Here is a 20,849-nt window from a genome sequence, read left to right as displayed (position 1 = left end):
GCCCCCGGCGGTGCGCCGGAGGTACGGCGGCCGAGGGACACCGCGCCGTCCGCTCGCCCGACTAACCTAGGTCGAATGACCACACAGCAGGGCCCCCAACGCCGGGGCAGGTCCGCCACCGGCCCGCGCACCCTCGCCGAGGAGCTGCGTTCCCGTCCCGACGACGCGCTCGCCGCCCTGCTCCGCTCCCGCCCCGACCTGCTGAACCCCGTCCCCGGGGACCTCACCCAGCTGTCCGCCCGGCTCTCCTCGCGCGCCTCCGCGCTGCGCGCCCTGGAACGGCTCGACCGCTTCACCCTCCAGGTCGCCGAGGCGCTGGCCACCGCCCCGGACGGCACCTCGCTGAGCACCGTCCGCACCCTGCTGACCGGCCCGGCGAAGGTCAAGCCGCACCCCGGCGCCACCCCGCTCACCCCGGCCGACCGGGCCGCCGTCGCCACCGCCCTGCCACGCGCGGTCGCCACCCTGCGCGACCGGGCGCTGCTCTGGGGCCCGGACAACGGGCTGCGGCTGGTCCTCGCCGTCCGCGAGGCGCTCGCCCCGACCGCCACCAACCCGGGCCGCACCGGACTCGGCCCCACCCTCGCCGACGCCACCGTCGGCATGTCCCCGGCCCGGCTGCAGCAGCTGCTCGCCTCGGCCGGGCAACCCGCCACCCCGGACCCGGTCAGCGCCGTCGCCGCGCTCACCGCGCTGCTCACCGACCGCACCCGCTGCGCCGCGCTGCTCGCCACCGCGCCCGAGGCCGCGCTGCGGCTGCTGGAACGGCTGGTCTGGGGCCCGCCCACCGGCACCGTCCCGGACGCCACCCGCCCGGTCACCGCCGAGGACGCCCAGAGCCCGGTCGAGTGGCTGCTCGCCCGCGGCCTGCTGCTGCCCACCAGCCCCGGCAGCGTCGTCCTGCCCCGCGAGCTCGCGCTGCACCTGCGCGGCGGCCGCACCCACCGCACCGTCGAACCGGTCCAGCCCGAGCCGGTGCCCGCCGCCGCCCCGCGCGACCCAGGGGCCGTGGACGGCGCCGCGGCCGGCCAGGCGCACACCGCGGTCAAGACCGTCGAGGAGCTACTGGACGGCTGGGGCCTCACCCCGCCGCTGACCCTGCGCGCCGGCGGCCTCGGCGTCCGCGACCTCAAGCGCACCGCCCAGGCCCTGGAGACCACCGAGCAGCAGACCGCCTTCTGGCTCGAACTCGCCTACACCGCGGGGCTGCTGGCCCCCGACGGCGAGGTGGACGAACGCTGGGCCCCCACCCCGGCGTACGACGCCTGGCTGCACCTGGACACCGCCGAGCGCTGGTCCGTACTGGCCACCGCCTGGCTCGCCGCCACCCGCGTCCCCGCCCTCGCCGGCACCCCGGACGGCCGGGGCAAGCCGCGCGCCGCCCTCGGCCCCGAACTCGACCGCACCCTCGCCCCGTCCGTCCGCCGCGCCACCCTCGCCCTGCTCGCCGAACTCCCGCCCGGCACCCCGGCCACCGCCGAGGAACTGCTCCCCACCCTGCGCTGGCAGCGCCCGCTGCGCGGCGGCCCCACCGGCCCGGACGGCCGCGAACTGCGCGACGAGCTCACCGCCTGGACCCTCGACGAGGCCGAACTCCTCGGCATCACCGGCCGCGGCGCCCTGGCCGCCCCCGGCCGCGCACTGCTGACCGCCGAGTCCGACCCGGCCGAGGTGCTCGCCCCGCTGCTCCCGCAGCCGCTGGACCACGTGATCCTCCAGCCGGACCTCACCGCGATCGCCCCCGGCCCGCTGCTCACCCCGCTCGCCCAGGCCCTCGCCCTGTGCGCCGACATCGAGTCCAAGGGCGGCGCCACCGTCTACCGCTTCACCCCGGCCTCGGTCCGCCGCGCCCTCGACGCCGGCCGCACCGCCACCGACCTGCGGACCTTCCTGGAGCAGCACAGCCGCACACCCGTCCCGCAGCCGCTCGCCTACCTGATCGACGACGTCGCCCGCCGGCACGGCATCCTGCGGGTCGGCGCCGCCTCCTCCTACCTGCGCTGCGACGACCCGTCACTGCTCGGCGAGGTGCTCGCCGACCGCCGCTCCGCCGACTTGCGGCTCCGGCTGCTCGCCCCCACCGTCCTCGCCTCCCAGGCCGCCCCGGACGTCCTGCTCGCCGCCCTGCGCACCATGGGCTACGCCCCGGCCGCCGAGTCCGCCGAAGGCGACGTGCTGATCACCCGCCCGGACAGCCACCGCACCCCGCCCCGGACCGCCCCCGTGCCCGTCCCCGACGGGCCGCCCGCCCCCGACGACACCCTGCTCGCGGCCGCCATCAAGGCCATCCGGGCCGGCGACCGCGCCGCCACCGCCACCCGCCGCGAGCCCACCTCCGACCCGCGCCACCTCCCCCGCACCGCCGCCGCGGAGACCCTGGCCGCCCTCCAGACGGCCGTCCTGCTCGGCGAACGCATGTGGATCGGCTACCTCAACGCCGAGGGCATCGCCAGCCAGCGGATCATCGACCCGGTCAAGGTCGAAGGCGGCTTCGTCACCGCCTTCGACCACCACGCCGACGAACTCCGCACCTTCGCCCTGCACCGCATCACCGGCGTCGCGGAACTCGACGAGTGACCCGCGGGGCGCTCAGTGCCCCTGCTGCGCCTCCTTCATCTTCTCCTGCACGGCCTTGTCCGCCAGGCTGCCGATCTGCCCCTGCCCGACCGGCATCGCGCCCCCGGTGACGGTGTCCGCCAGCAGGAACCCGGGCGCCGCGAGCAGCCCGCCGGGCCCCTCCCCGATGCCCGCGAGGGCATGCGCCGAACCGGCCGAGGACGCGGTGGCCGCGAAGGCCGAGCCCATCAGGGCGAGGGCGGTGAGAACACGCTTCGACTTCTTCATGACCAGCTCAACGAGCGAGCACGCACCGTGGTCACTCCGAGCGGCCTCCCGCGCAGCCCCCGCGATGCGCGACACTGGAGGGTCTGCGTCAATCCACCCTGTCAGCCAGTGGAGGGCTCCCCCGCGTGAACGACGGACCGCTCATCGTCCAGAGCGACAAAACTCTTCTCCTGGAGATCGACCACCCCAAGGCCGCCGACTGCCGTCGCGCCATCGCGCCGTTCGCCGAGTTGGAGCGGGCGCCCGAGCACGTGCACACGTACCGGGTGACGCCGCTCGGGCTGTGGAACGCGCGGGCGGCCGGGCACGACGCCGAGCAGGTGGTGGACGCCCTGGTGACGTACTCGCGCTACCCGGTGCCGCACGCGCTGCTGGTGGACGTGGCGGACACCATGGGCCGGTACGGGCGGCTCCAACTGGTCAAGCACCCGACCCACGGGCTGGTGCTCACCACCACCGACCGACCGGTGCTGGAGGAGGTGCTGCGCTCCAAGAAGATCGTCCCGCTGGTCGGCGCCCGGGTCGACCCGGACACCGTGGTGGTCCACCCCTCCGAGCGCGGGCAGATCAAGCAGGTGCTGCTCAAGCTCGGCTGGCCCGCCGAGGACTTCGCCGGGTACGTCGACGGCGAGGCGCACCCGATCCACCTGGAGGAGGACGGCTGGCAGCTGCGCCCGTACCAGGCGCAGGCCGTCGAGGGCTTCTGGCACGGCGGCTCGGGCGTGGTCGTGCTGCCCTGCGGCGCCGGCAAGACGCTGGTCGGCGCGGCGGCGATGGCGCACGCCAAGTCGACCACGCTGATCCTGGTCACCAACACCGTCTCGGCCCGCCAGTGGAAGCACGAGCTGGTCAAGCGCACCTCGCTCACCGAGGACGAGATCGGCGAGTACAGCGGGACGCGGAAGGAGATCCGCCCGGTCACCATCGCCACCTACCAGGTGATGACGACCAAGCGGAAGGGCGTCTACGCCCACCTGGAGCTGTTCGACGCCCGCAACTGGGGGCTGGTGGTCTACGACGAGGTGCACCTGCTGCCCGCGCCGGTGTTCAAGTTCACCGCCGACCTCCAGGCCCGCCGCCGGCTCGGCCTGACCGCCACGCTGGTGCGCGAGGACGGCCGCGAGGGCGACGTGTTCAGCCTGATCGGCCCCAAGCGCTTCGACGCGCCGTGGAAGGAGATCGAGGCACAGGGCTACATCGCGCCGGCCGACTGCTGCGAGGTGCGGGTCACCCTGACCGACTCCGAGCGGCTCGCCTACGCGACCGCCGAGCCGGAGGAGCGCTACCGCTTCTGCGCCACCACGGCGACCAAGCGGCGGGTGGTGGAGGCGCTGGTCAGGAAGCACGAGAAGGACCAGACGCTGATCATCGGCCAGTACATCGACCAGTTGGACGAGCTCGGCGAGGCCCTGGACGCCCCGGTGATCAAGGGCGAGACCAGCAACGCCCAGCGCGAGAAGCTCTTCGACGCCTTCCGGAACAAGGAGATCGGCGTCCTGGTGGTCTCCAAGGTCGCGAACTTCTCGATCGACCTGCCCGAGGCCACCGTCGCCATCCAGGTCTCCGGGACCTTCGGTTCCCGCCAGGAGGAGGCCCAGCGCCTCGGCCGGGTGCTGCGCCCCAAGGCGGACGGCCACGCGGCGCACTTCTACTCGGTGGTCGCCCGGGACACCGTGGACCAGGACTTCGCCGCCCACCGGCAGCGCTTCCTGGCCGAGCAGGGTTACGCGTACCGGATCATCGACGCGGACGACGTGCTGTAGGGCGCGTCAGTACCGGGCATTTCAGTACCGGACACCGTCGCGCCCGAGGAAGATCACGCGCGCGGCGGTGTCCAGGGCGATGCCGACGTTGCGGACGGCGGTGCCGAGCGGGCTGCGGTGACGCCCGGAGGCGGCGGTGGCGCCGGACGGGCCGGATCGGGGGGTTCGGTTCGTGGTGCTCATGTCTTCAACGGTAGGCACCCGGACGACCGTCGGCATCACTCCAAAGGCCGTATCCGCAGGTGCGCGGGTCGTCCTGCGGGTGTACGGCGGACCCCGGGGCCGGGGTAGGGCGAACCCCGAGGCCCGCACGGCCGAACCCCGGGACCGGCGCGCCCCGAACCCCGGGACCGGCGCGGCCGGAACCCCGAGACCCGCACGGCCGGAACCCCGGGAGGAGCACGGCTGGAACCCCGGGAGGAGCACGGCTGGAACCCCGGGACGGACGGGTCTAAGATCGTCCGTCTGCCCCCTCCCGAACCGTGGTACCTGCTGAAGTCCCGCAGGCAGCCGGGGGAGGTGCCGACCGCACGGCAACCGGTCGGCGTGCCCACCGTGAGCTCCTACGATCCGCTGCACCCGCCACCGGGGCAGCCGGGAAGGTTCGCTGTGCCCGCCACCCCCACCACCGACCCCCTCCAGCGCGAACGCGACCACCTGGCCGCGTCCCGGGCCGCGCTGCGCGCCATGCGCGAGGACGTCGAGTCGCTCGACATCCGCGACGTGACCGGCAGCTGGGTCACCACCCTCGTCCTGCAAAACCAGATCGAGGCCAGGATCGCCGCACTGGCCGACCTCTCGCACACCCCGCTGTTCTTCGGCCGCCTCGACTACCTCCACGCGATCAGCGAGGAGCTGAGCGAGGGCAGCGGCGGCGAGAGCTTCTACATCGGCCGCCGGCACGTCCACGACACCGACGGCGACCCGATGGTGATCGACTGGCGCGCGCCGGTCTCCCAGCCGTTCTACCGGGCCAGCCGCACCGAGCCGATGGACGTCGAGCGCCGCCGCCGCTTCGGCTACACCGGCGGCGAGCTCACCGCCTACGAGGACGAGCACCTCACCGACCCGACCGAGTCGGAGCAGACCTCCGCCCTGCTGGCCGCCGAGATCGAGAAGCCCCGCGTCGGCCCGATGCGCGACATCGTAGCCACCATCCAGCCCGAGCAGGACGAGATCGTCCGCTCCGACATCACGGGCACCATCTGCGTCCAGGGGGCGCCCGGCACCGGGAAGACCGCCGTCGGCCTGCACCGCGTCGCGTACCTGCTGTACGCGCACCGCGAGCGCCTGGCCCGTACCGGCACCCTGGTGATCGGGCCGAACAACGCCTTCCTCTCCTACATCGAGCAGGTGCTCCCTGCCCTCGGCGAGCTGGACGTCGCCCAGGCCACCGTGCAGCAGCTGGTCGGACACGTCGAGGTGCGGGGCGAGGACACCCCGGAGGCGGCCCGGCTGAAGGGCGACGCCCGGATGGCCGAGGTGCTGCGCCGGGCCGTGCGGTCGGGCATCTCGCTGCCCACCGAGCCCTGCGTGGTGGTCCGCGGCTCCCGCCGCTGGCGCGTGCCGGTGTACGAACTGGTCGAGATCATCGAGGAGTTGAAGGGCCGCGAGGTCCGTTACGGCGCGTCCAGGGACGCCCTGCCGCAGCGCATCGCGCACGCCGTGCTGCTGAAGATGGAGCAGGGCGGCGAGGCCCCGGACGACCGGGTGCAGGACGCCGTGGCCCGCAACAGCGCCGTCAAGGCGGTGGTCAAGGAGTGCTGGCCGGCCGTCGACCCGGCGAAGCTGGTCCTGCGACTGCTCTCCGAGCCGGAGTTCCTGGCTGAGTGCGCCGAGGGCGTGCTGACGCCCGAGGAGCAGCGGGCGGTGCTGTGGCCCAAGCCCGGCCGCTCGGTGAAGACGGCCCGCTGGACGGCGGCCGACGCCGTTCTGGTGGACGAGGCGACCGACCTGGTGCAGCGCACCCCCTCGCTCGGGCACGTGGTGCTGGACGAGGCCCAGGACCTCTCCCCGATGCAGTACCGCGCGGTCGGCCGCCGCTGCACCACCGGTTCGGCGACCGTCCTCGGCGACCTCGCCCAGGGCACCACCCCGTGGGCGACGGCGAGTTGGCCGGAGGCACTGCGCCACCTGGGCAAGCCGGAGGCGCACATCGAGGAGCTGACCAAGGGCTTCCGGGTGCCGGAGGAGGTCATCGCGTACGCCTCCCGGCTGCTCCCGGCGATCGCCCCCGGCCTGGCCCCGGCCTCCTCGGTCCGCGAAGCGCCCGGCTCGCTGACGATCCGTCCGATCGCGGACGAGGACGGCACGGAGGCGGTCCTCGCAGCCTGCCGGGAGGCGCTGGAGCACGAGGGCTCGACCGGCCTGATCGTCGCCGACGCCCGCATCCCGCGGTTCGCCGAGGCGCTCACCGCGGCCGGCCTGCCGTACCTCTCCCCCGGCACCGAGACCAGCGCGGAGGCCCGGCTCACCCTCGTCCCCGCCTCGCTGGCCAAGGGTCTGGAGTACGACTACGTGGTGCTGGACGAGCCGGCCGCGGTGATCGCCGGGGAGCCGGACGAGCGGACCGGACTGCGGCGGCTGTACGTGGCGCTGACCCGTGCCGTCTCCGGGCTGACGGTGCTGCACGGCGAGCCGCTGCCCGAGCAGTTGCGGTAGCGGCTCGCCCGCCCGGAGGGACCGGCCCGCGGACCGGGCCCTCCGGGCACGCGCTCAGGCGTCGATCAGCGCCCGCCACCCGGCGACCTTGGCCGCGTCCACCGGCGTCCGCCAGCCGTCGACCCGCACCGCGCCGCCGACGTGGAAGGCGTCGAAGCCCTCCGCCCGCAGCTCCTTCAGGTGCTCGGCCCGCAGACCGCCGCCGATCAGGATCCGCTGCCGGTACCCGGGCTCGCCGACCCGGGCCAGCTCGGCCGACAACACCTCGCGCCCGGCGGCCACCCCGGCGGCCGCGCCGGAGGTGAGGAAGGTGTCCAGGCCGGGCAGCCCGCCGACGGCGGCCCGCAGGGCGGCCCGGTCGGTGCTGTGGTCGATCGCCCGGTGGAAGGTCCAGCGGCAGCCGGCGATCGCCTCGGCGACGGCGGTGGTGGCGGCCAGGTCGACGGCGCCGTCGGCGTCGAGGAAGCCGAGGACGAACTCCTCGGCGCCCTCGGCCCGCAGCGCGGCGGCCCGGGCGCACAGCTCCTCCACGTCGCCGGGGGCGAAGCCGTCCCGGATCCGCAGCATGACCCGCAGCGGGATGCCGACGGCGGCCCGGATCCGGCCGAAGTCCTCGACGGACGGGGTGAGCCCGTCGGCCGCCATGTCGGTGACCAGTTCGAGCCGGTCGGCGCCGCCCGACTCGGCGGCCTGGGCGTCCTGGGGCGTCAGCGCGATGACTTCGAAAATTGGTCTAGACATATTCGACAGACTGCCACATCCGGCGGAGCCCGGCGACCCCCGGTGACCCCCAGGGGCCCGATCCGGTCACGCCGGAACGCCCGGAGCTGCCCGGTCCCGCCGCCCCGCCCCACCAACCCTCAGCCACCGCCGTCACGCCGCCCCGTGGGCCGCCCCGACCGCCTCCCGCCGCCCGGACCGGTGCACCACCACCGCCACCAGCACCAGCAGCGCCACCGTCGGCGCCGCCACCGGAAGCAGGTGCGAGATCCCCCGGGACTCGCGCCAGATGTTGAACAGGCAGCCCGGCCCGGTCAGCACCAGCGCCGCCACCCCCGCGGCCGCCGGGGCCGCCCGCCCGCGCAGCCCGGCGAAGGTCAGCAGCAGCGGGAGGAGCAGCATCGCCACGATCCACGGCAGGTCCAGCGGGAAGGTGGTGTCGTCCCAGTTCTGGGCCGTCTCCAGCAGCCCGCCCACGACCGCCGACGCCAGCACCAGCCCGCCGGCGCGCCAGGTCGGCCGGGCCAGCAGGTCGGTCGGCGCCGCGGCCAGCAGCAGCGCGGCCAGCACCAGCGGCAGCGAGGCCATCCCGATGTAGCCGCTCCACCACGCGTCGAAGGAGGAGACCCACACGGCCCCCACCAGCTCGTACAGCCCCACCGCGCCCAGGACCAGCGCGCTGCCCCGCACCGCCGTCCACCGCCCGAGGAGCGCCGCCACCAGGAGCAGCGCGGCGGCCACCGGCCGGGAGAGCAGCTCGGCGTAGGTGCCGTACGAGCCGTCCCAGGAGAGCCGGTTGGCGACCCGGCCCGCGGTGGCCGCCCAGGCCACCAGCGTGGCGCCGGCCACCGCGCCGGCGAGCATCGGCGCGACCAGCGCCAGCAGCCGCCCCGCCGGCGAGGCCCCGGTCAGCCCGAGCCGCACCCGCAGCCCGTACACCGCCAGGCCGAGGAGCTCCCGGGTGACCGCCAGGCGGCCGCCCTCCGCCGTCGTGTCGGCGAACACCTCGGCCAGTTCCTCGCCGCGCTCGCGGCGGTACCGCTCCGGGTAGAACCGGAGCGCGGTCCGCAGCGCCACCGAGGGCCCCGCGCCGATCGCCGGTGCGCTCACGAGAGGCCTCCCCCCGCCGCGGGCCGCCCCTGCGACCCCGCCCCGCCCGGCAGCACCGACCGGATCTTGGCCAGTCGGCGCTCGGCCTCGGTGGCGACCGCCCGCAGCCGCTCCGCCTCGGCGGCCAGCGCGTCCCGGCCGGCCCCGGTCAGCGCGTAGCTGCGCCGGGCCCGACCGTCCACCACCTCCTCGGCGGCGACCTCGATCAGGCCCTGGCCGAGCAGCCGGTCGAGCGCCCCGTAGAGCGTGCCGGTGCGCATCTTGACCCGGCCGTCCGAGATCGCGGCGACCTCCTGGATCAGCGCGTAACCGTGTCTCGGCGCGTCGGCCAGGGCGGTGAGCAGCAGCAGCGTGGGCTCCTGCATGGAGCGTTCTGTCATACGACTACATATATCGCCAACCTACCTATAGGTCCAGGGCCGGGCCCGTCCGCCACAATGTGCCCATGCCGACCGAGGACCTGCTCGCCGCCTGGACCGCCCTGCTGCACCGCTGCGGCGCCGCCGTCGACCCCGAGCCGTACGGCCGGGAGCTGCTGCGCCGCTGGTCGGAGCCGCAGCGCAGGTACCACACCGTCGCGCACCTGCGCGCGGTGCTGCGGCACGTCGACGAGCTGGCCGGGCACGCCGCCGACCCGGAGGCCGTCCGCCTCGCGGCCTGGTTCCACGACGCCGTCTACCGGCCGGACCGCACCGAGAACGAGGAGCGCAGCGCCGCCCTCGCCGTCCGCGCGCTGACCGCCGCCGGGCTGCCCGCCGAGCGGGTCGCCGAGGTCGAGCGCCTCGTGCTGCTCACCGTCGGCCACGACCCCGCCCCCGGCGACCGCAACGGCGAGGTGCTCTGCGACGCGGACCTCGCCGTCCTCGGCGGCACCCCCGAGGCGTACGCGGCGTACGCGGCCGCCGTCCGCGAGGAGTACGGCTTCGTCCCCGCACCGGACTTCACGGCCGGCCGGGCCGCCGTACTGCGCCACCTGCTCGCCCTGCCCGGGCTCTACCGCACGCCCGCCGCCCGCGAGCGCTTCACGGCGGCCGCCCACGCCAACCTGGCGGCCGAGCTCGGCGCCCTCTGACACGAGCCCGCCCGCACGCCCGCACGCGCCCCAGCAGCCGGCTCCCCCCGCACGCGCGCGCCCGTCGGCCGCGCCGCGCGGCCTAGGAGAGCTCCCCCACCGGAGCCACCACCGCGCCCTGCTTGCCGCACACCCATTGCGGCTCCGGCCCCAACTCGGGCTCCACGCTCAGCGCGTGCGGATCCCCGTCGGCCGCGCAGTCGGTGCACAGCGGCCAGCGGCCGTACGCCTCCAGCAGCGCGTCCTGGACGTCCTGGGCGACCAGTCCGAGCACGTAGTCGGTGCCGTCGGGCCACTGCTCCAGCCACCAGCGGCGGTGGGTCACGGCCTGCTCCACCAGCGAGACGACGGCGGCGTCCGCCACGTCCCGCGCGGTGAGGTCGGCCAGGATCAGTGCCCGCGCGTTGTGCAGGGCGGTCTCGATGTCGTCGGCAGCCATCCGTCCATCCTCTCCTCAACTCCCCCGAACGCCGAAACGCCGTGTGGGCGGCCCCCCGAAGGGAGCCGCCCACACGGACGGGGAACCAGCCGATCCGATCGAAGCGATCAGGATCAGAAGTCCATGTCACCGCCCGGCATGCCGCCGCCGGCGGCCGCGGCGGCCTTCTCCGGCTTGTCGGCGATGACGGCCTCGGTGGTGAGGAACAGCGCCGCGATGGAGGCGGCGTTCTGCAGCGCGGAGCGGGTGACCTTGGCCGGGTCGATGATGCCCTCGGCGACCAGGTCGACGTACTCGTTGGTGGCGGCGTTCAGGCCGTGACCGGCGGGGAGGTTGCGCACCTTCTCCACCACGACGCCACCCTCCAGGCCGGCGTTGGTCGCGATCTGCTTGATCGGGGCCTCCAGCGCGACCTTGACGATGTTGGCACCGGTGGCCTCGTCGCCGTCCAGCTCCAGCTTGTCGAAGGCGACACCGGCCTGCAGCAGGGCGACGCCACCACCGGCGACGATGCCCTCCTCGACGGCGGCCTTGGCGTTGCGGACGGCGTCCTCGATGCGGTGCTTGCGCTCCTTGAGCTCCACCTCGGTGGCCGCGCCGGCCTTGATGACGGCCACGCCGCCGGCCAGCTTGGCGAGGCGCTCCTGGAGCTTCTCGCGGTCGTAGTCCGAGTCGCTGTTCTCGATCTCGGCGCGGATCTGGTTCACGCGGCCCGCGACCTGCTCGCTGTCGCCGCCACCGTCGACGATGGTGGTCTCGTCCTTGGTGATGACCACCTTGCGGGCGGTGCCCAGCAGGTCGATGCCGGCGCTCTCCAGCTTCAGGCCGACCTCCTCGGAGATGACGGTGCCACCGGTGAGGATGGCGATGTCGCCGAGCATGGCCTTGCGGCGGTCACCGAAGCCCGGGGCCTTGACGGCGACGGACTTGAAGGTGCCGCGGATCTTGTTCACGACCAGGGTCGACAGGGCCTCGCCCTCGACGTCCTCGGCGATGATGACCAGCGGCTTGCCGCTCTGCATGACCTTCTCCAGCAGCGGGAGCAGGTCCTTGACCGAGCCGATCTTGGAGTTGGCGATGAGGATGTACGGGTCCTCGAACGTCGCCTCCATGCGCTCCAGGTCGGTGGCGAAGTAGGCGGAGATGTAGCCCTTGTCGAAGCGCATGCCCTCGGTGAGCTCGAGCTCCAGGCCGAAGGTGTTGCTCTCCTCGACGGTGATGACGCCTTCCTTGCCGACCTTGTCCATGGCCTCGGCGATCAGCTCGCCGATCTGGGTGTCGGCGGCGGAGATGGAGGCGGTGGAGGCGATCTGCTCCTTGGTCTCCACGTCCTTGGCCTGGGCCAGCAGCTGGTCGGAGACGGCCGCGACGGCCTTCTCGATGCCGCGCTTCAGGGCCATCGGGTTGGCGCCGGCGGCGACGTTGCGCAGACCCTCGCGAACCAGGGCCTGGGCGAGCACGGTGGCGGTGGTGGTGCCGTCACCCGCGACGTCGTCCGTCTTCTTGGCGACCTCCTTGACGAGCTCGGCACCGATCTTCTCGTACGGGTCCTCGAGCTCGATCTCCTTGGCGATGGAGACACCGTCGTTGGTGATCGTGGGGGCGCCCCACTTCTTCTCCAGCACGACGTTGCGACCCTTGGGGCCGAGCGTGACCTTCACTGCGTCGGCGAGCTGGTTCATGCCACGCTCAAGGCCGCGGCGAGCTTCCTCATCAAAGGCGATGATCTTGGCCATCAGAAGTGGTCCTCCGGGACACGGTCGACTGCTCGGACCAAGGGGTGCCCGCGACGGACGGCCCTGGTGCGCGGAGGTCCATTCCCCTGCCGCTCCCGGGGGCCTCACCGACCCGGTCCGCTGTCACTCTCACACTGTGAGTGCTAACGCCAATGATTAGCACTCCGGGTGGTCGAGTGCAAGCCCAATCGGCAATCCGCGAGCCGCCGCGGGAGCCGCCCGGGAACGCCGACGGGCCCGTGCGACACGCGTCGCACGGGCCCGTCGAGAAGCGAGAGGTCACCAGCCGTGGGGCCGCGCCGAGCTCCTGGAGCCGGAAGGGGTCAGACCGCCGCGCGGACCATGTCCGCCTGCGGGCCCTTCTGTCCCTGGGAGATCTCGAACTCGACCCGCTGGCCCTCCTCGAGGGTGCGGTAGCCGTCCATCTGGATCGCGCTGTAGTGGACGAAGACGTCCGCACCACCGTCGACCGCGATGAAGCCGTAGCCCTTCTCCGCGTTGAACCACTTGACGGTGCCCTGAGCCATTCCGAACTCCCCTAGTGCTGTGCTGGCCCTTCACGCGCCCGCAGGTCGCGGGCCCGGGTTGGTTGAAGGCCGGCCCGGGGAACCCCCCCTGGGCGCAGCCGTGCACGCCGCAACCCTCCGCACAGGACGCCAGGCGGCCTCCGACGAGCGGGTGATTGCGTCGACCGCCGCTGAATGTATCCGGATCGACGCCCTCTGCAACAGGCCCAACCACCGGTAATTCCGGTACGGCGTCAAGGGACAGGACGGACCGAATCGGGATGTTCTCGGCATTTCACGCCGGACATAGCGGACGAATTACCCAAATGCCTGCGGTAATTCTGACATCTGCCTGACAGGTTTCACGGGCCGGTCTCATCGGCCGGACGCCCCGGGCCGAGCACTGCGGGGCCGAACGAGCACTGCGGGGCCGAAAGGGAAACCCTGTTCCCAGCCGAGCGACACTCTACTCCGACTCGACCCGGAAATATTCCCGCAGGAATGCGAGCGGTCGCCCGCGCATACGGACAGCGGAATTCCGTACGCGCGGGCGACCGCGGGTTCTCTCGCGGGCTCAGCAGCCGCCGGCCACCGCCGGGATGATCGAGATGCTGGCGCCGTCCTCGATCCCGGTCGCCAGGCCCTCGGCGAAGCGCACGTCGTCGTCGTTCACGTACACGTTCACGAAGCGGCGCAGCTTGCCCGTGTCGTCCAGGATGCGGGCCGAGATGCCCGCGTGGTTCTTCTCCAGGTCGGCGACGACCTCGGCCAGGGTGGCGCCCTCGGCGGTCACCTCGGCGGCGCCGGAGGTGTAGGTGCGCAGGATGGTGGGGATGCGGACGTTGGCGCTCATGACTTCTCCTTGCGGGGGGCGGATGGTTCAGGCGGACACGAGGCCGGCGGCGCGGAACGAGTCCAGCGTCGGGCGGATGGCGGCGGTCATCCCGGCCTCGGAGACGGCGTCCAGGGTCTTCAGGCCGTCGCCGGTGTTGATCGCGACGGTCTCCTTCGACGGGTCCAGCTGCCCGGTCTCGACCAGCTTCTTCAGCACGCCGACGGTCACCCCGCCCGCGGTCTCGGCGAAGATCCCCTCGGTCCGCGCCAGCAGCCGGATCGCCGCCACGACCTCGGCGTCCGTGACGTCCTCCACCGCGCCACCGGTGCGGCGGGCGATGTCCAGCACGTACGGGCCGTCGGCCGGGTTGCCGATCGCCAGCGACTTGGCGATGGTGTCCGGCTTGACCGGCTTGATCACGTCCCGGCCGGCCTTGAACGCGGCCGACACCGGCGAGCAGCCCTCGGCCTGGGCACCGAAGATCCGGTACGGCCGGTCCTCGACCAGGCCCAGCCTGATCAGCTCCTGGAGGCCCTTGTCGATCTTCGTCAGCTGCGAGCCCGAGGCGATCGGGATCACGATCTGCTCCGGCAGCCGCCAGCCGAGCTGCTCGCAGATCTCGTACGCCAGCGTCTTGGAGCCCTCGCCGTAGTACGGCCGCAGGTTCACGTTGACGAAGCCCCAGCCCTCGCCGGCCGGATCGCCGATCAGCTCCGAACAGAAGCGGTTCACGTCGTCGTAGTTGCCCTCGATGCCGACCAGCTCACCGCCGTACACCCCGGCCATGACGACCTTGCCCTGCTCCAGGTCGTGCGGGATGAACACGCAGGACCGGAACCCGGCCCTGGCCGCCGCCGCACCCACCGCGCCGGCCAGGTTGCCGGTGGAGGAGCAGGACAGCGTGGTGTAGCCGAACGCCCGGGCCGCCTCGATCGCGCACGCGACCACCCGGTCCTTGAAGGAGTGCGTCGGGTTCCCGGAGTCGTCCTTGACGTGCAGCTGGGCGGTGAACCCGAGCTCCCGGCCCAGGTTGTCCGCCTTCACCAGCGGGGTCCACCCCGGGTTCAGGTTCGGCTTCGAGGCCACGTCCGCCGGAACGGGCAGCAGCGGCGCGTACCTCCAGATGGAGGCCGGACCGGCCTCGATCCGCTTGCGCAGCTCCTCGGCGCCCTCGCTGCCGAACTCGTAGGCGATCTCCAGCGGGCCGAAGCACTCCAGGCAGGCGAAGCTGGGGCCGAGCGGGAAACGGGTGCCGCACTCGCGACAGGACAGCGCGGTGGCGGGGCCGAGGTCGACGGAAACTGGTGCGGCGGTGTCGATAGCCATGATGGCGAGGCCTCTCTCCTCATCTTCCCCGTGGCGCGGTCGCGCACGGGCCGGAATTGGCACCTGTCCCGCCGGAGCCTGTCGACGACAGCCGCGCGAGAAGGTTGCCGGGACGTCAACGGGCCGTTCCCTCAGTCCCTCTGGATGAGCTTGTGAAATTGTGGTGCTGCTCAACGGCGACCCCGGCGTGCGAAGGTCCGACCGCTGTACGAAGACTGTATCCGAAGGCGCCAATCCTGAACGGGACCGTCCGCCACGCGAGATGACAGATTCCACCGACCCCGCCGAGGAGACCTCCGTGCCCGCCGAACCGACTCCCGAGCTCCTCCCGCAGGCGGCATCCTGGCTCCACCGCCGCTCCTGGAGCGCGGCCGACCGGCCGGTCCGCACCCTCCTCGACGCCAAGGAACGCACCGGCCGCACCGTCAGCGTGGTCCTCCCCGCCCTGGACGAGGAGGCCACCGTCGGCGACATCGTCCGCACCGTCCGCCGCGAGCTGATGGAACGCCTCCCGCTCGTCGACGAACTCGTCGTCGTCGACTCCGGCTCCACCGACGCCACCGCCGCCGTCGCCGCCGAGGCAGGCGCCAGGGTGGAACACCGCGACCGGATCCTCCCCCGGCTGCCCGCCGTCCCCGGCAAGGGCGAGGTGCTCTGGCGCTCCCTGCTGGTCACCCACGGCGACATCGTCTGCTTCGTCGACGCCGACCTGCGCGAGTTCGACCCGGCCTTCGTCTCCGGCATCGTCGGCCCGCTGCTCACCGACGAGTCCATCCAGCTGGTCAAGGCCATGTACGACCGCCCGCTGGAGTCGGACGGCGCCGTCCTGCCCGCCGGCGGCGGCCGGGTCACCGAACTCGTCGCCCGCCCCCTGCTCAACCTCCACTGGCCGGAACTCGCCGGCTTCGTCCAGCCCCTCGGCGGCGAGTACGCGGCCCGCCGCTCACTGCTCGAACGGCTGCCCTTCCCCACCGGCTACGGCGTCGAACTCGGCCTGCTGGTCGACGCCCTGGAAGTGGCAGGCCTCGACGCCCTGGCCCAGGTGGACGTCGGCGTCCGGCACCACCGCCACCAGGACGGCCAGGCCCTCGGCCGGATGGCCGCCACCATCTACCGGACCGCCCTGGAACGCCTCGACCGCACCCACCGCCTCAAGGCCTCGGCCGACCTCGTCCACCCCCACCTCACCCAGTTCACCCGCGACCCGGAAACCCGCGCCTTCACCGCGCACACCCACCCGGTGACCGCCCTGGAACGCCCCCCGATGCACACCGTGCCGGAATACGCCACCCGTCATTAGGGGCCTGTCCTCGAACCCGCGTCCGCGGGGCGACGCCGGGGGTTCGAAGACAGGCCCCGCGGGTTTGCCACGCCGAGCCCCCGGCAAGATGCCAACCATGGGCGATCTCACGACCAACCGTTCGAACGCGACCGGCACCGCCCCCGTCCTGGTGGCCTCCAACCGGGGACCGGTGTCCTTCAGCACCGCCGACGACGGCACGCTGACCCTGCGGCGGGGCGGCGGCGGCCTGGTCTCCGGCCTCTCCGCCATCGAGGACCCGAACGCCGTCTGGGTCTGTGCCGCCCTCGACGACTCCGACCGCAGAGCCGCCGCCGGGGCCCCCCGCGGCCGCCTCGACCTGGCCGGCCACGCGGTCGGCGGCCAGGCCGTACGGATGCTGGACCTGGACCCGCAGACCTTCGCCCGCGCCTACAACGGCGTCGCCAACTCCACCCTCTGGTTCGTCCACCACCTGCTCTACGCGACCCCCACCGCCCCCGCCTTCGACGCCGGCTTCCGCACCGAGTGGGCCGCCTACCAGGCCTACAACGAGGCCTTCGCCGAAGCCCTGGCCGCCGAAGCCGCCCCGAACGCCGCGGTGCTCGTCCAGGACTACCACCTCTCCCTGGTCCCGGCCCTGCTCCGGGAGGCCCGCCCCGACCTGCGGATCGGCCACTTCTCGCACACCCCCTGGGCCCCGCCCGAGTACTACCGGCTGCTGCCCGACGACGTCGCCCGGGCCGTCCTCACCGGCATCCTGGGCGCCGACCGGGCCGGCTTCCTCACCGAGCGCTGGGCCCGCGCCTTCGCCGCCTGCTGCGCGGACCTCCTCGGCGCCGGCGTCGACCACGACGCGCTCTCCGTCACGCTCGACGGCCGCACCACCCGCCTCGGCGTGCACGCCCTCGGCGCCGACGCCGACTTCCTGCGTGAGCGCGCCCACCGCCTCGACGTCGACGAACGCCTCGCCGCCCTCCGCGCGGCCGTCGGCGACCGCCGCACCATCGTCCGGGTCGACCGCACCGAGCTGAGCAAGAACATCGTCCGCGGCCTGCTGGCCTACCGGCACCTGCTCCGCACCCGCCCGCAGTGGCACGACCGGGTGGTGCACATCGCCTTCGCCTACCCGTCCCGCACCGACCTCGCCGAGTACCGCGACTACACGGCACGGGTCCGGGAACTCGCCGAGGCCGTCAACGCCGAATTCGCCACCCCCACCTGGCAACCGCTGATCCTGCACGTCGACGACGACTTCCCGCGCTCCCTCGCCGCCTACCGGCTGGCCGACGTCGCCCTGGTCAACCCCATCCGCGACGGCATGAACCTGGTCGCCAAGGAGGTCCCCGTGGTCTCCGACCGCGGCTGCGCCCTCGTCCTCTCCCGCGAGGCCGGCGCCCACGCCGAACTCAAGGACGACGCCCTCACCGTCAACCCCTACGACGTCGTCGCCACCGCCGACGCCCTCCACGCCGGCCTCACCATGAGCCCGGAGGAGCGCGCCGACCGCACCAAGCGCCTGGCGGCGGCGGCCACCGCACTCCCCCCGCAGCAGTGGTTCCTGGACCAGCTCAACGCGCTGTGAGCGCGTCCCCCAAGGCCCCCAACAGCTCCACCACACCCTCCGGCCCGGCGACCACCAGGTCCGCCCGGTCGGCCAGCTCCCGCACCGGCGCGTCCCCCACCGCGCCGGCGCACACCAGCACCCCCGCGACACCCTCGCCGCGCAGCTTCTCCACCGCGGCGAAGGCCGCCACGTCCCCCAGGTCGTCCCCCGCGTAGAGCACCGAACGGGCCCCCCGCTCCCGCAGGAAGCCGGTCAGCGCCGCCCCCTTGTCCACCCCCGGCGGCCGCAGCTCCAGCACCAGCCGACCGGGCTCCACCACCAGCCCGTACTCGGCCGCCAACTCCCCCACCGGCGCCCGCAACAGCTCCAACGCCTCCTGCGGCGCCGCCGTCCGCCGGGTGTGCACGGCCACCGCCCGCCCCTTGTCCTCCACCCACGTCCCCCCGGGCGCCCCCACCCGCTCCAGCACCCCCGGCAACTCCTCCCGCACCCGCGCCACCCCCGGATGCGCCTCCGGCGCCGACAGCTCCCCTCCCTCCCACCGCTCGGCCCCGTAGTGCCCCAGCACCACCACCCCCGGCAGCCCCGCGAACCCCCCGTACTCCACCGCCACCCCGGCCGGCCGGCCGGTCACCACCACCACGCCACCCACCACCGGAGCCAGCCGCCGCAACGCCCCCACCACCCCCGGATGCGCCCGCGCCCGCTCCGGATCCGCCACGATCGGCGCCAACGTCCCGTCGAAGTCCAACCCGATCACGGCATCCCCGGGCGCCGCCAGAACGGCCCGCACCCCGTCCCGCCCAGCCCCGGTCGCCGGCACGAACATCTCTTCAAAGCCCATACCGGAGCCCCTACCCCGGAGCACCCCGCTCCGCACTCCCCCGGCCCGCGGGCGCGCGGGAGCCCCACCTTCCCGAGAGTCCCCCTCGATCACCGAGCCGGTCAGCGAGCCCCCCGCCGAGCCTCCCGCACCCGCCGCAGCCGATTCACCAGCACCGGCGCGTGCGCCAGCGCCTCCTCCCGGTCCAGCAGAGCGTTCAGCACCTGGTAGTACCGCGTGGGGGAGAGCCCCAGCTCCTCCCGGATCGCCCGCTCCTTGGCCCCCGCCGTACGCCACTGCCGCGCCTCCAGCGCCAGCACCGCCCGTTCCCGCTCACTCAGCTCGCCCACCGCGCACACCTCCGCCCGCCACTACGGAGTGTCATTCTCCCGCGCGACCCCGACACACAGTGCTCGCCCCACCGCCACCCCGGCCGCACTAACGTCACTCCCATGACCACGCCCAGCTTCGCCCTGCACATCCCGACCGCCGACCTCGACCCCGACCCGCTGGACCCCTCCCAGATCGTCTCCGGCACCCCCGAGGTCACCGGCAGGGTGCTGTCCGAGTCCGCCGACGGCCGCCACCTGCGCGGCCTCTGGCAGATCACCCCCGGCGTGGTCACCGACGTCGAGGCCGACGAGATGTTCGTGGTGCTCAGCGGCCGGGCCACCATCGAGATCGAGGGCGGCCCGACCCTGGAGGTCGGCCCCGGCGACTGCGCGGTCCTGCGCGAGGGCGACCGCACCACCTGGACGGTCCACGAGACCCTCCGCAAGGCCTACGCCATCACGCTCCCGTAGGAGCCGGACGACCCCGCCCGGGCCGGGGCCGGTCCCGGCCCCGGCCCCTACTTGCGGACCGCCGCCGCCTCCTTCACGGCCGCGTCCTGCAGCCCCCCGAGCACCTGCTTCGGATCCCCCGTCACCGCCTGCCCGATCCCCGCCTTGATGCGGTCGCTGACCTCGCCCCAGGCCGGGTCCCCGAACGGGTAGAAGCTCGCGTTGGTCAGCCCGACCGCGAACTGCTTGAGGTCCTCGTGCTTCGGGTCCGTCGACATCTGCGCGAACGCGTCCTGGGTGACCGGCAGGAGGTTGTACTGCTCGTCGAACTTCAGCTGGTTGTCCTTGTCGTAGACGAACGACAGGAACTTCTTGATCTCGTTCTTGTGCCCGTTCGCCTTGAACGCCATCATCCAGTCCGCGACCCCGAGACTCCCCGTGCGCCCGAGCCCGTCCCGCTTCGGGATCGGCGCCGTCCCGAACTCGACCTTCCCGGCGGTCGCCATCCGCAGCAACGTCGGATGCCCGTTCAGCATCGCCACCTTCCCGGCGGCGAAGTCCTGGAACACCGGGGTGCGGTTCATCTTGCCGGGGTCCGGGTACGTCAGCCCGGTGGCCACCAGGTTGCTCTTCAGCCAGCTGAAGGTCGCCTGGTTCTGGGAGCTGTCGATGGTGTAGTTGCCGACGTCGTCGGAGATGCTGCCGCCGCCGCTCAGCGTCCACAGCATCGACTCGGCCGGCGCCTCCTCCGGTCCCAGCGGCAGCCCATACGGGGTCACCCCCGGCACCTTGGCCTTGATCTTCTCCGCGTCCTGCCGCAGCTCGTTCCAGGTGGCCGGCGGCTGGGCGATCCCGGTCTGCCGGAACATCGCCTTGTTGTAGAAGAGCACCCGCGACGAGGAGACGAACGGGATCCCGTACTGCGTCCCGAGCACCTGCCCGGCGTGCGCGAAGGTCTCCAGGAACCTGGCCTGGGTCTCCACCGAGAGCACGTCGGACGCCGGGTAGAGCCGCTCCGCCGCCACCTGGTCGGCGAAGCCGCCGGTCTGCAGCAGGTCCGGCGACTTGCCGGCCGCGATCATGTCCTCGACCTTCTTGCCGATCTCGGTCCAGCTGTCCACCTCGACGCTGACCTTGATCCCGGGGTTGGCCGCCTCGAAGTCCCTGGCGACCGCGTCCCAGTAGTGCCGGGAGTTGGTCTCGGGGCTCTCCCCGTAGTCGGCCGCGACCAGCTTGAGGGTGACGGGCCCGTCGTCCTGCCCGGTGCAGGCACTGGCCGCGATGAGGACCAGTGTTCCGGCCAGCACACCGCCGAGCACACGGGTGGGAACGTGGACGCGCCTGTTCAACGCGGGTACCGCCTTCGGGGGGACGAATCGGCCGGAA

20 protein-coding genes and 1 riboswitch are annotated in these 20,849 nt (G+C 73.4%); of the genes, 7 read left to right on the top strand and 13 right to left on the bottom strand.

The window, feature by feature from the left end; all coding sequences use genetic code 11:
* The first annotated feature begins 75 nt into the window (after window positions 1-75).
* The gene (locus tag ACWDBE_RS30380; RefSeq protein ID WP_449792718.1) at window positions 76-2,577 is read left to right on the top strand and encodes a helicase-associated domain-containing protein; all 2,502 of its coding nucleotides are present in this window, start codon (window positions 76-78) and stop codon (window positions 2,575-2,577) included.
* A gap of 12 nt (window positions 2,578-2,589) precedes the next feature.
* On the opposite strand, the gene ACWDBE_RS30375 is transcribed toward ACWDBE_RS30380, so the two are convergent.
* Complete coding sequence (locus ACWDBE_RS30375) at window positions 2,590-2,844, bottom strand: hypothetical protein (protein WP_392882511.1); 255 nt, start codon at window positions 2,842-2,844, stop codon at window positions 2,590-2,592.
* Between the two features lie 125 nt (window positions 2,845-2,969).
* Between ACWDBE_RS30375 and ACWDBE_RS30370 the strand changes: the two genes are divergently transcribed.
* Window positions 2,970-4,607, top strand: coding sequence for a DNA repair helicase XPB (locus ACWDBE_RS30370; RefSeq protein WP_449809598.1), 1,638 nt, complete (start codon window positions 2,970-2,972; stop codon window positions 4,605-4,607).
* Window positions 4,608-4,628: 21 nt separating this feature from the next.
* Here ACWDBE_RS30370 and ACWDBE_RS30365 read toward each other — a convergent pair whose 3' ends face one another.
* Window positions 4,629-4,790 carry a hypothetical protein gene (locus ACWDBE_RS30365; RefSeq protein WP_449792716.1) on the bottom strand — a complete coding sequence of 54 codons (162 nt, stop codon included), beginning with the start codon at window positions 4,788-4,790 and terminating at the stop codon, window positions 4,629-4,631.
* Window positions 4,791-5,216: 426 nt separating this feature from the next.
* Here ACWDBE_RS30365 and ACWDBE_RS30360 point away from each other — a divergent pair, with 426 nt between their 5' ends.
* Window positions 5,217-7,268 carry a HelD family protein gene (locus ACWDBE_RS30360; protein ID WP_449792715.1) on the top strand — a complete coding sequence of 684 codons (2,052 nt, stop codon included), beginning with the start codon at window positions 5,217-5,219 and terminating at the stop codon, window positions 7,266-7,268.
* Window positions 7,269-7,322: 54 nt separating this feature from the next.
* On the opposite strand, the gene ACWDBE_RS30355 is transcribed toward ACWDBE_RS30360, so the two are convergent.
* From ACWDBE_RS30355 to ACWDBE_RS30345, 3 genes are all read right to left on the bottom strand, one after another.
* Window positions 7,323-8,009, bottom strand: a complete 687-nt coding sequence (locus ACWDBE_RS30355; protein WP_449809597.1) for a copper homeostasis protein CutC — start codon at window positions 8,007-8,009, stop codon at window positions 7,323-7,325.
* 132 nt (window positions 8,010-8,141) lie between these two features.
* Window positions 8,142-9,098, bottom strand: coding sequence for a hypothetical protein (locus ACWDBE_RS30350; protein WP_449809596.1), 957 nt, complete (start codon window positions 9,096-9,098; stop codon window positions 8,142-8,144).
* Window positions 9,095-9,478 (bottom strand): PadR family transcriptional regulator, encoded by a 384-nt coding sequence (locus tag ACWDBE_RS30345; protein WP_449792712.1) that lies wholly within the window; start codon window positions 9,476-9,478, stop codon window positions 9,095-9,097. The genes ACWDBE_RS30350 and ACWDBE_RS30345 overlap by 4 nt, the downstream gene beginning before the upstream one ends.
* 65 nt (window positions 9,479-9,543) lie before the next feature.
* Here ACWDBE_RS30345 and ACWDBE_RS30340 point away from each other — a divergent pair, with 65 nt between their 5' ends.
* A complete protein-coding gene (locus tag ACWDBE_RS30340) occupies window positions 9,544-10,170 on the top strand; it encodes an HD domain-containing protein (protein ID WP_449809595.1) in 627 nt (208 codons plus the stop codon).
* 82 nt (window positions 10,171-10,252) lie between these two features.
* Here ACWDBE_RS30340 and ACWDBE_RS30335 read toward each other — a convergent pair whose 3' ends face one another.
* The 5 genes from ACWDBE_RS30335 to thrC all read right to left on the bottom strand — a co-directional run bounded on the left by ACWDBE_RS30335 (window position 10,253) and on the right by thrC (window position 15,012).
* Window positions 10,253-10,609, bottom strand: a complete 357-nt coding sequence (locus ACWDBE_RS30335) for a hypothetical protein (RefSeq protein ID WP_449809594.1) — start codon at window positions 10,607-10,609, stop codon at window positions 10,253-10,255.
* A gap of 113 nt (window positions 10,610-10,722) precedes the next feature.
* Window positions 10,723-12,345 (bottom strand): chaperonin GroEL, encoded by a 1,623-nt coding sequence (gene groL / locus ACWDBE_RS30330; RefSeq protein ID WP_316526858.1) that lies wholly within the window; start codon window positions 12,343-12,345, stop codon window positions 10,723-10,725.
* A 323-nt stretch (window positions 12,346-12,668) separates the two neighbouring features.
* Window positions 12,669-12,872, bottom strand: coding sequence for a cold-shock protein (locus tag ACWDBE_RS30325; protein ID WP_030289665.1), 204 nt, complete (start codon window positions 12,870-12,872; stop codon window positions 12,669-12,671).
* A 553-nt stretch (window positions 12,873-13,425) separates the two neighbouring features.
* The gene (locus ACWDBE_RS30320; RefSeq protein ID WP_449792709.1) at window positions 13,426-13,704 is read right to left on the bottom strand and encodes a MoaD/ThiS family protein; all 279 of its coding nucleotides are present in this window, start codon (window positions 13,702-13,704) and stop codon (window positions 13,426-13,428) included.
* A 27-nt stretch (window positions 13,705-13,731) separates the two neighbouring features.
* Window positions 13,732-15,012 carry a threonine synthase gene (gene thrC, locus ACWDBE_RS30315; RefSeq protein ID WP_449809593.1) on the bottom strand — a complete coding sequence of 427 codons (1,281 nt, stop codon included), beginning with the start codon at window positions 15,010-15,012 and terminating at the stop codon, window positions 13,732-13,734.
* Between the two features lie 16 nt (window positions 15,013-15,028).
* Window positions 15,029-15,163, bottom strand: a riboswitch (SAM riboswitch).
* Window positions 15,164-15,274: 111 nt separating this feature from the next.
* Between thrC and ACWDBE_RS30310 the strand changes: the two genes are divergently transcribed.
* Together ACWDBE_RS30310 and ACWDBE_RS30305 are read left to right on the top strand one after the other, a co-directional pair.
* Window positions 15,275-16,312 (top strand): glucosyl-3-phosphoglycerate synthase, encoded by a 1,038-nt coding sequence (locus ACWDBE_RS30310; RefSeq protein ID WP_449809592.1) that lies wholly within the window; start codon window positions 15,275-15,277, stop codon window positions 16,310-16,312.
* A gap of 97 nt (window positions 16,313-16,409) precedes the next feature.
* On the top strand, window positions 16,410-17,876 hold the full coding sequence (locus ACWDBE_RS30305) for an alpha,alpha-trehalose-phosphate synthase (UDP-forming) (protein WP_449792706.1): 1,467 nt from the start codon (window positions 16,410-16,412) through the stop codon (window positions 17,874-17,876).
* On the opposite strand, the gene otsB is transcribed toward ACWDBE_RS30305, so the two are convergent.
* Both otsB and ACWDBE_RS30295 read right to left on the bottom strand, forming a co-directional pair.
* Window positions 17,863-18,702 (bottom strand): trehalose-phosphatase, encoded by an 840-nt coding sequence (gene otsB, locus ACWDBE_RS30300; RefSeq protein ID WP_449792705.1) that lies wholly within the window; start codon window positions 18,700-18,702, stop codon window positions 17,863-17,865. The two genes, ACWDBE_RS30305 and otsB, sit on opposite strands and share 14 nt — an antisense overlap.
* A gap of 101 nt (window positions 18,703-18,803) precedes the next feature.
* Window positions 18,804-19,031, bottom strand: a complete 228-nt coding sequence (locus tag ACWDBE_RS30295; protein ID WP_449792704.1) for a DUF3263 domain-containing protein — start codon at window positions 19,029-19,031, stop codon at window positions 18,804-18,806.
* Between the two features lie 102 nt (window positions 19,032-19,133).
* Between ACWDBE_RS30295 and ACWDBE_RS30290 the strand changes: the two genes are divergently transcribed.
* Window positions 19,134-19,484, top strand: a complete 351-nt coding sequence (locus ACWDBE_RS30290) for a cupin domain-containing protein (protein WP_392882550.1) — start codon at window positions 19,134-19,136, stop codon at window positions 19,482-19,484.
* Window positions 19,485-19,531: 47 nt separating this feature from the next.
* Here ACWDBE_RS30290 and ACWDBE_RS30285 read toward each other — a convergent pair whose 3' ends face one another.
* Window positions 19,532-20,812 (bottom strand): extracellular solute-binding protein, encoded by a 1,281-nt coding sequence (locus ACWDBE_RS30285; RefSeq protein ID WP_449809591.1) that lies wholly within the window; start codon window positions 20,810-20,812, stop codon window positions 19,532-19,534.
* Between the last annotated feature and the right edge of the window lie 37 nt (window positions 20,813-20,849).

It is taken from the genome of Kitasatospora sp. NPDC001132 (genome assembly GCF_053598415.1).
Note: the sequence above shows the minus strand (reverse complement) of the source record. Positions and strands in the feature narration are given on the sequence as shown.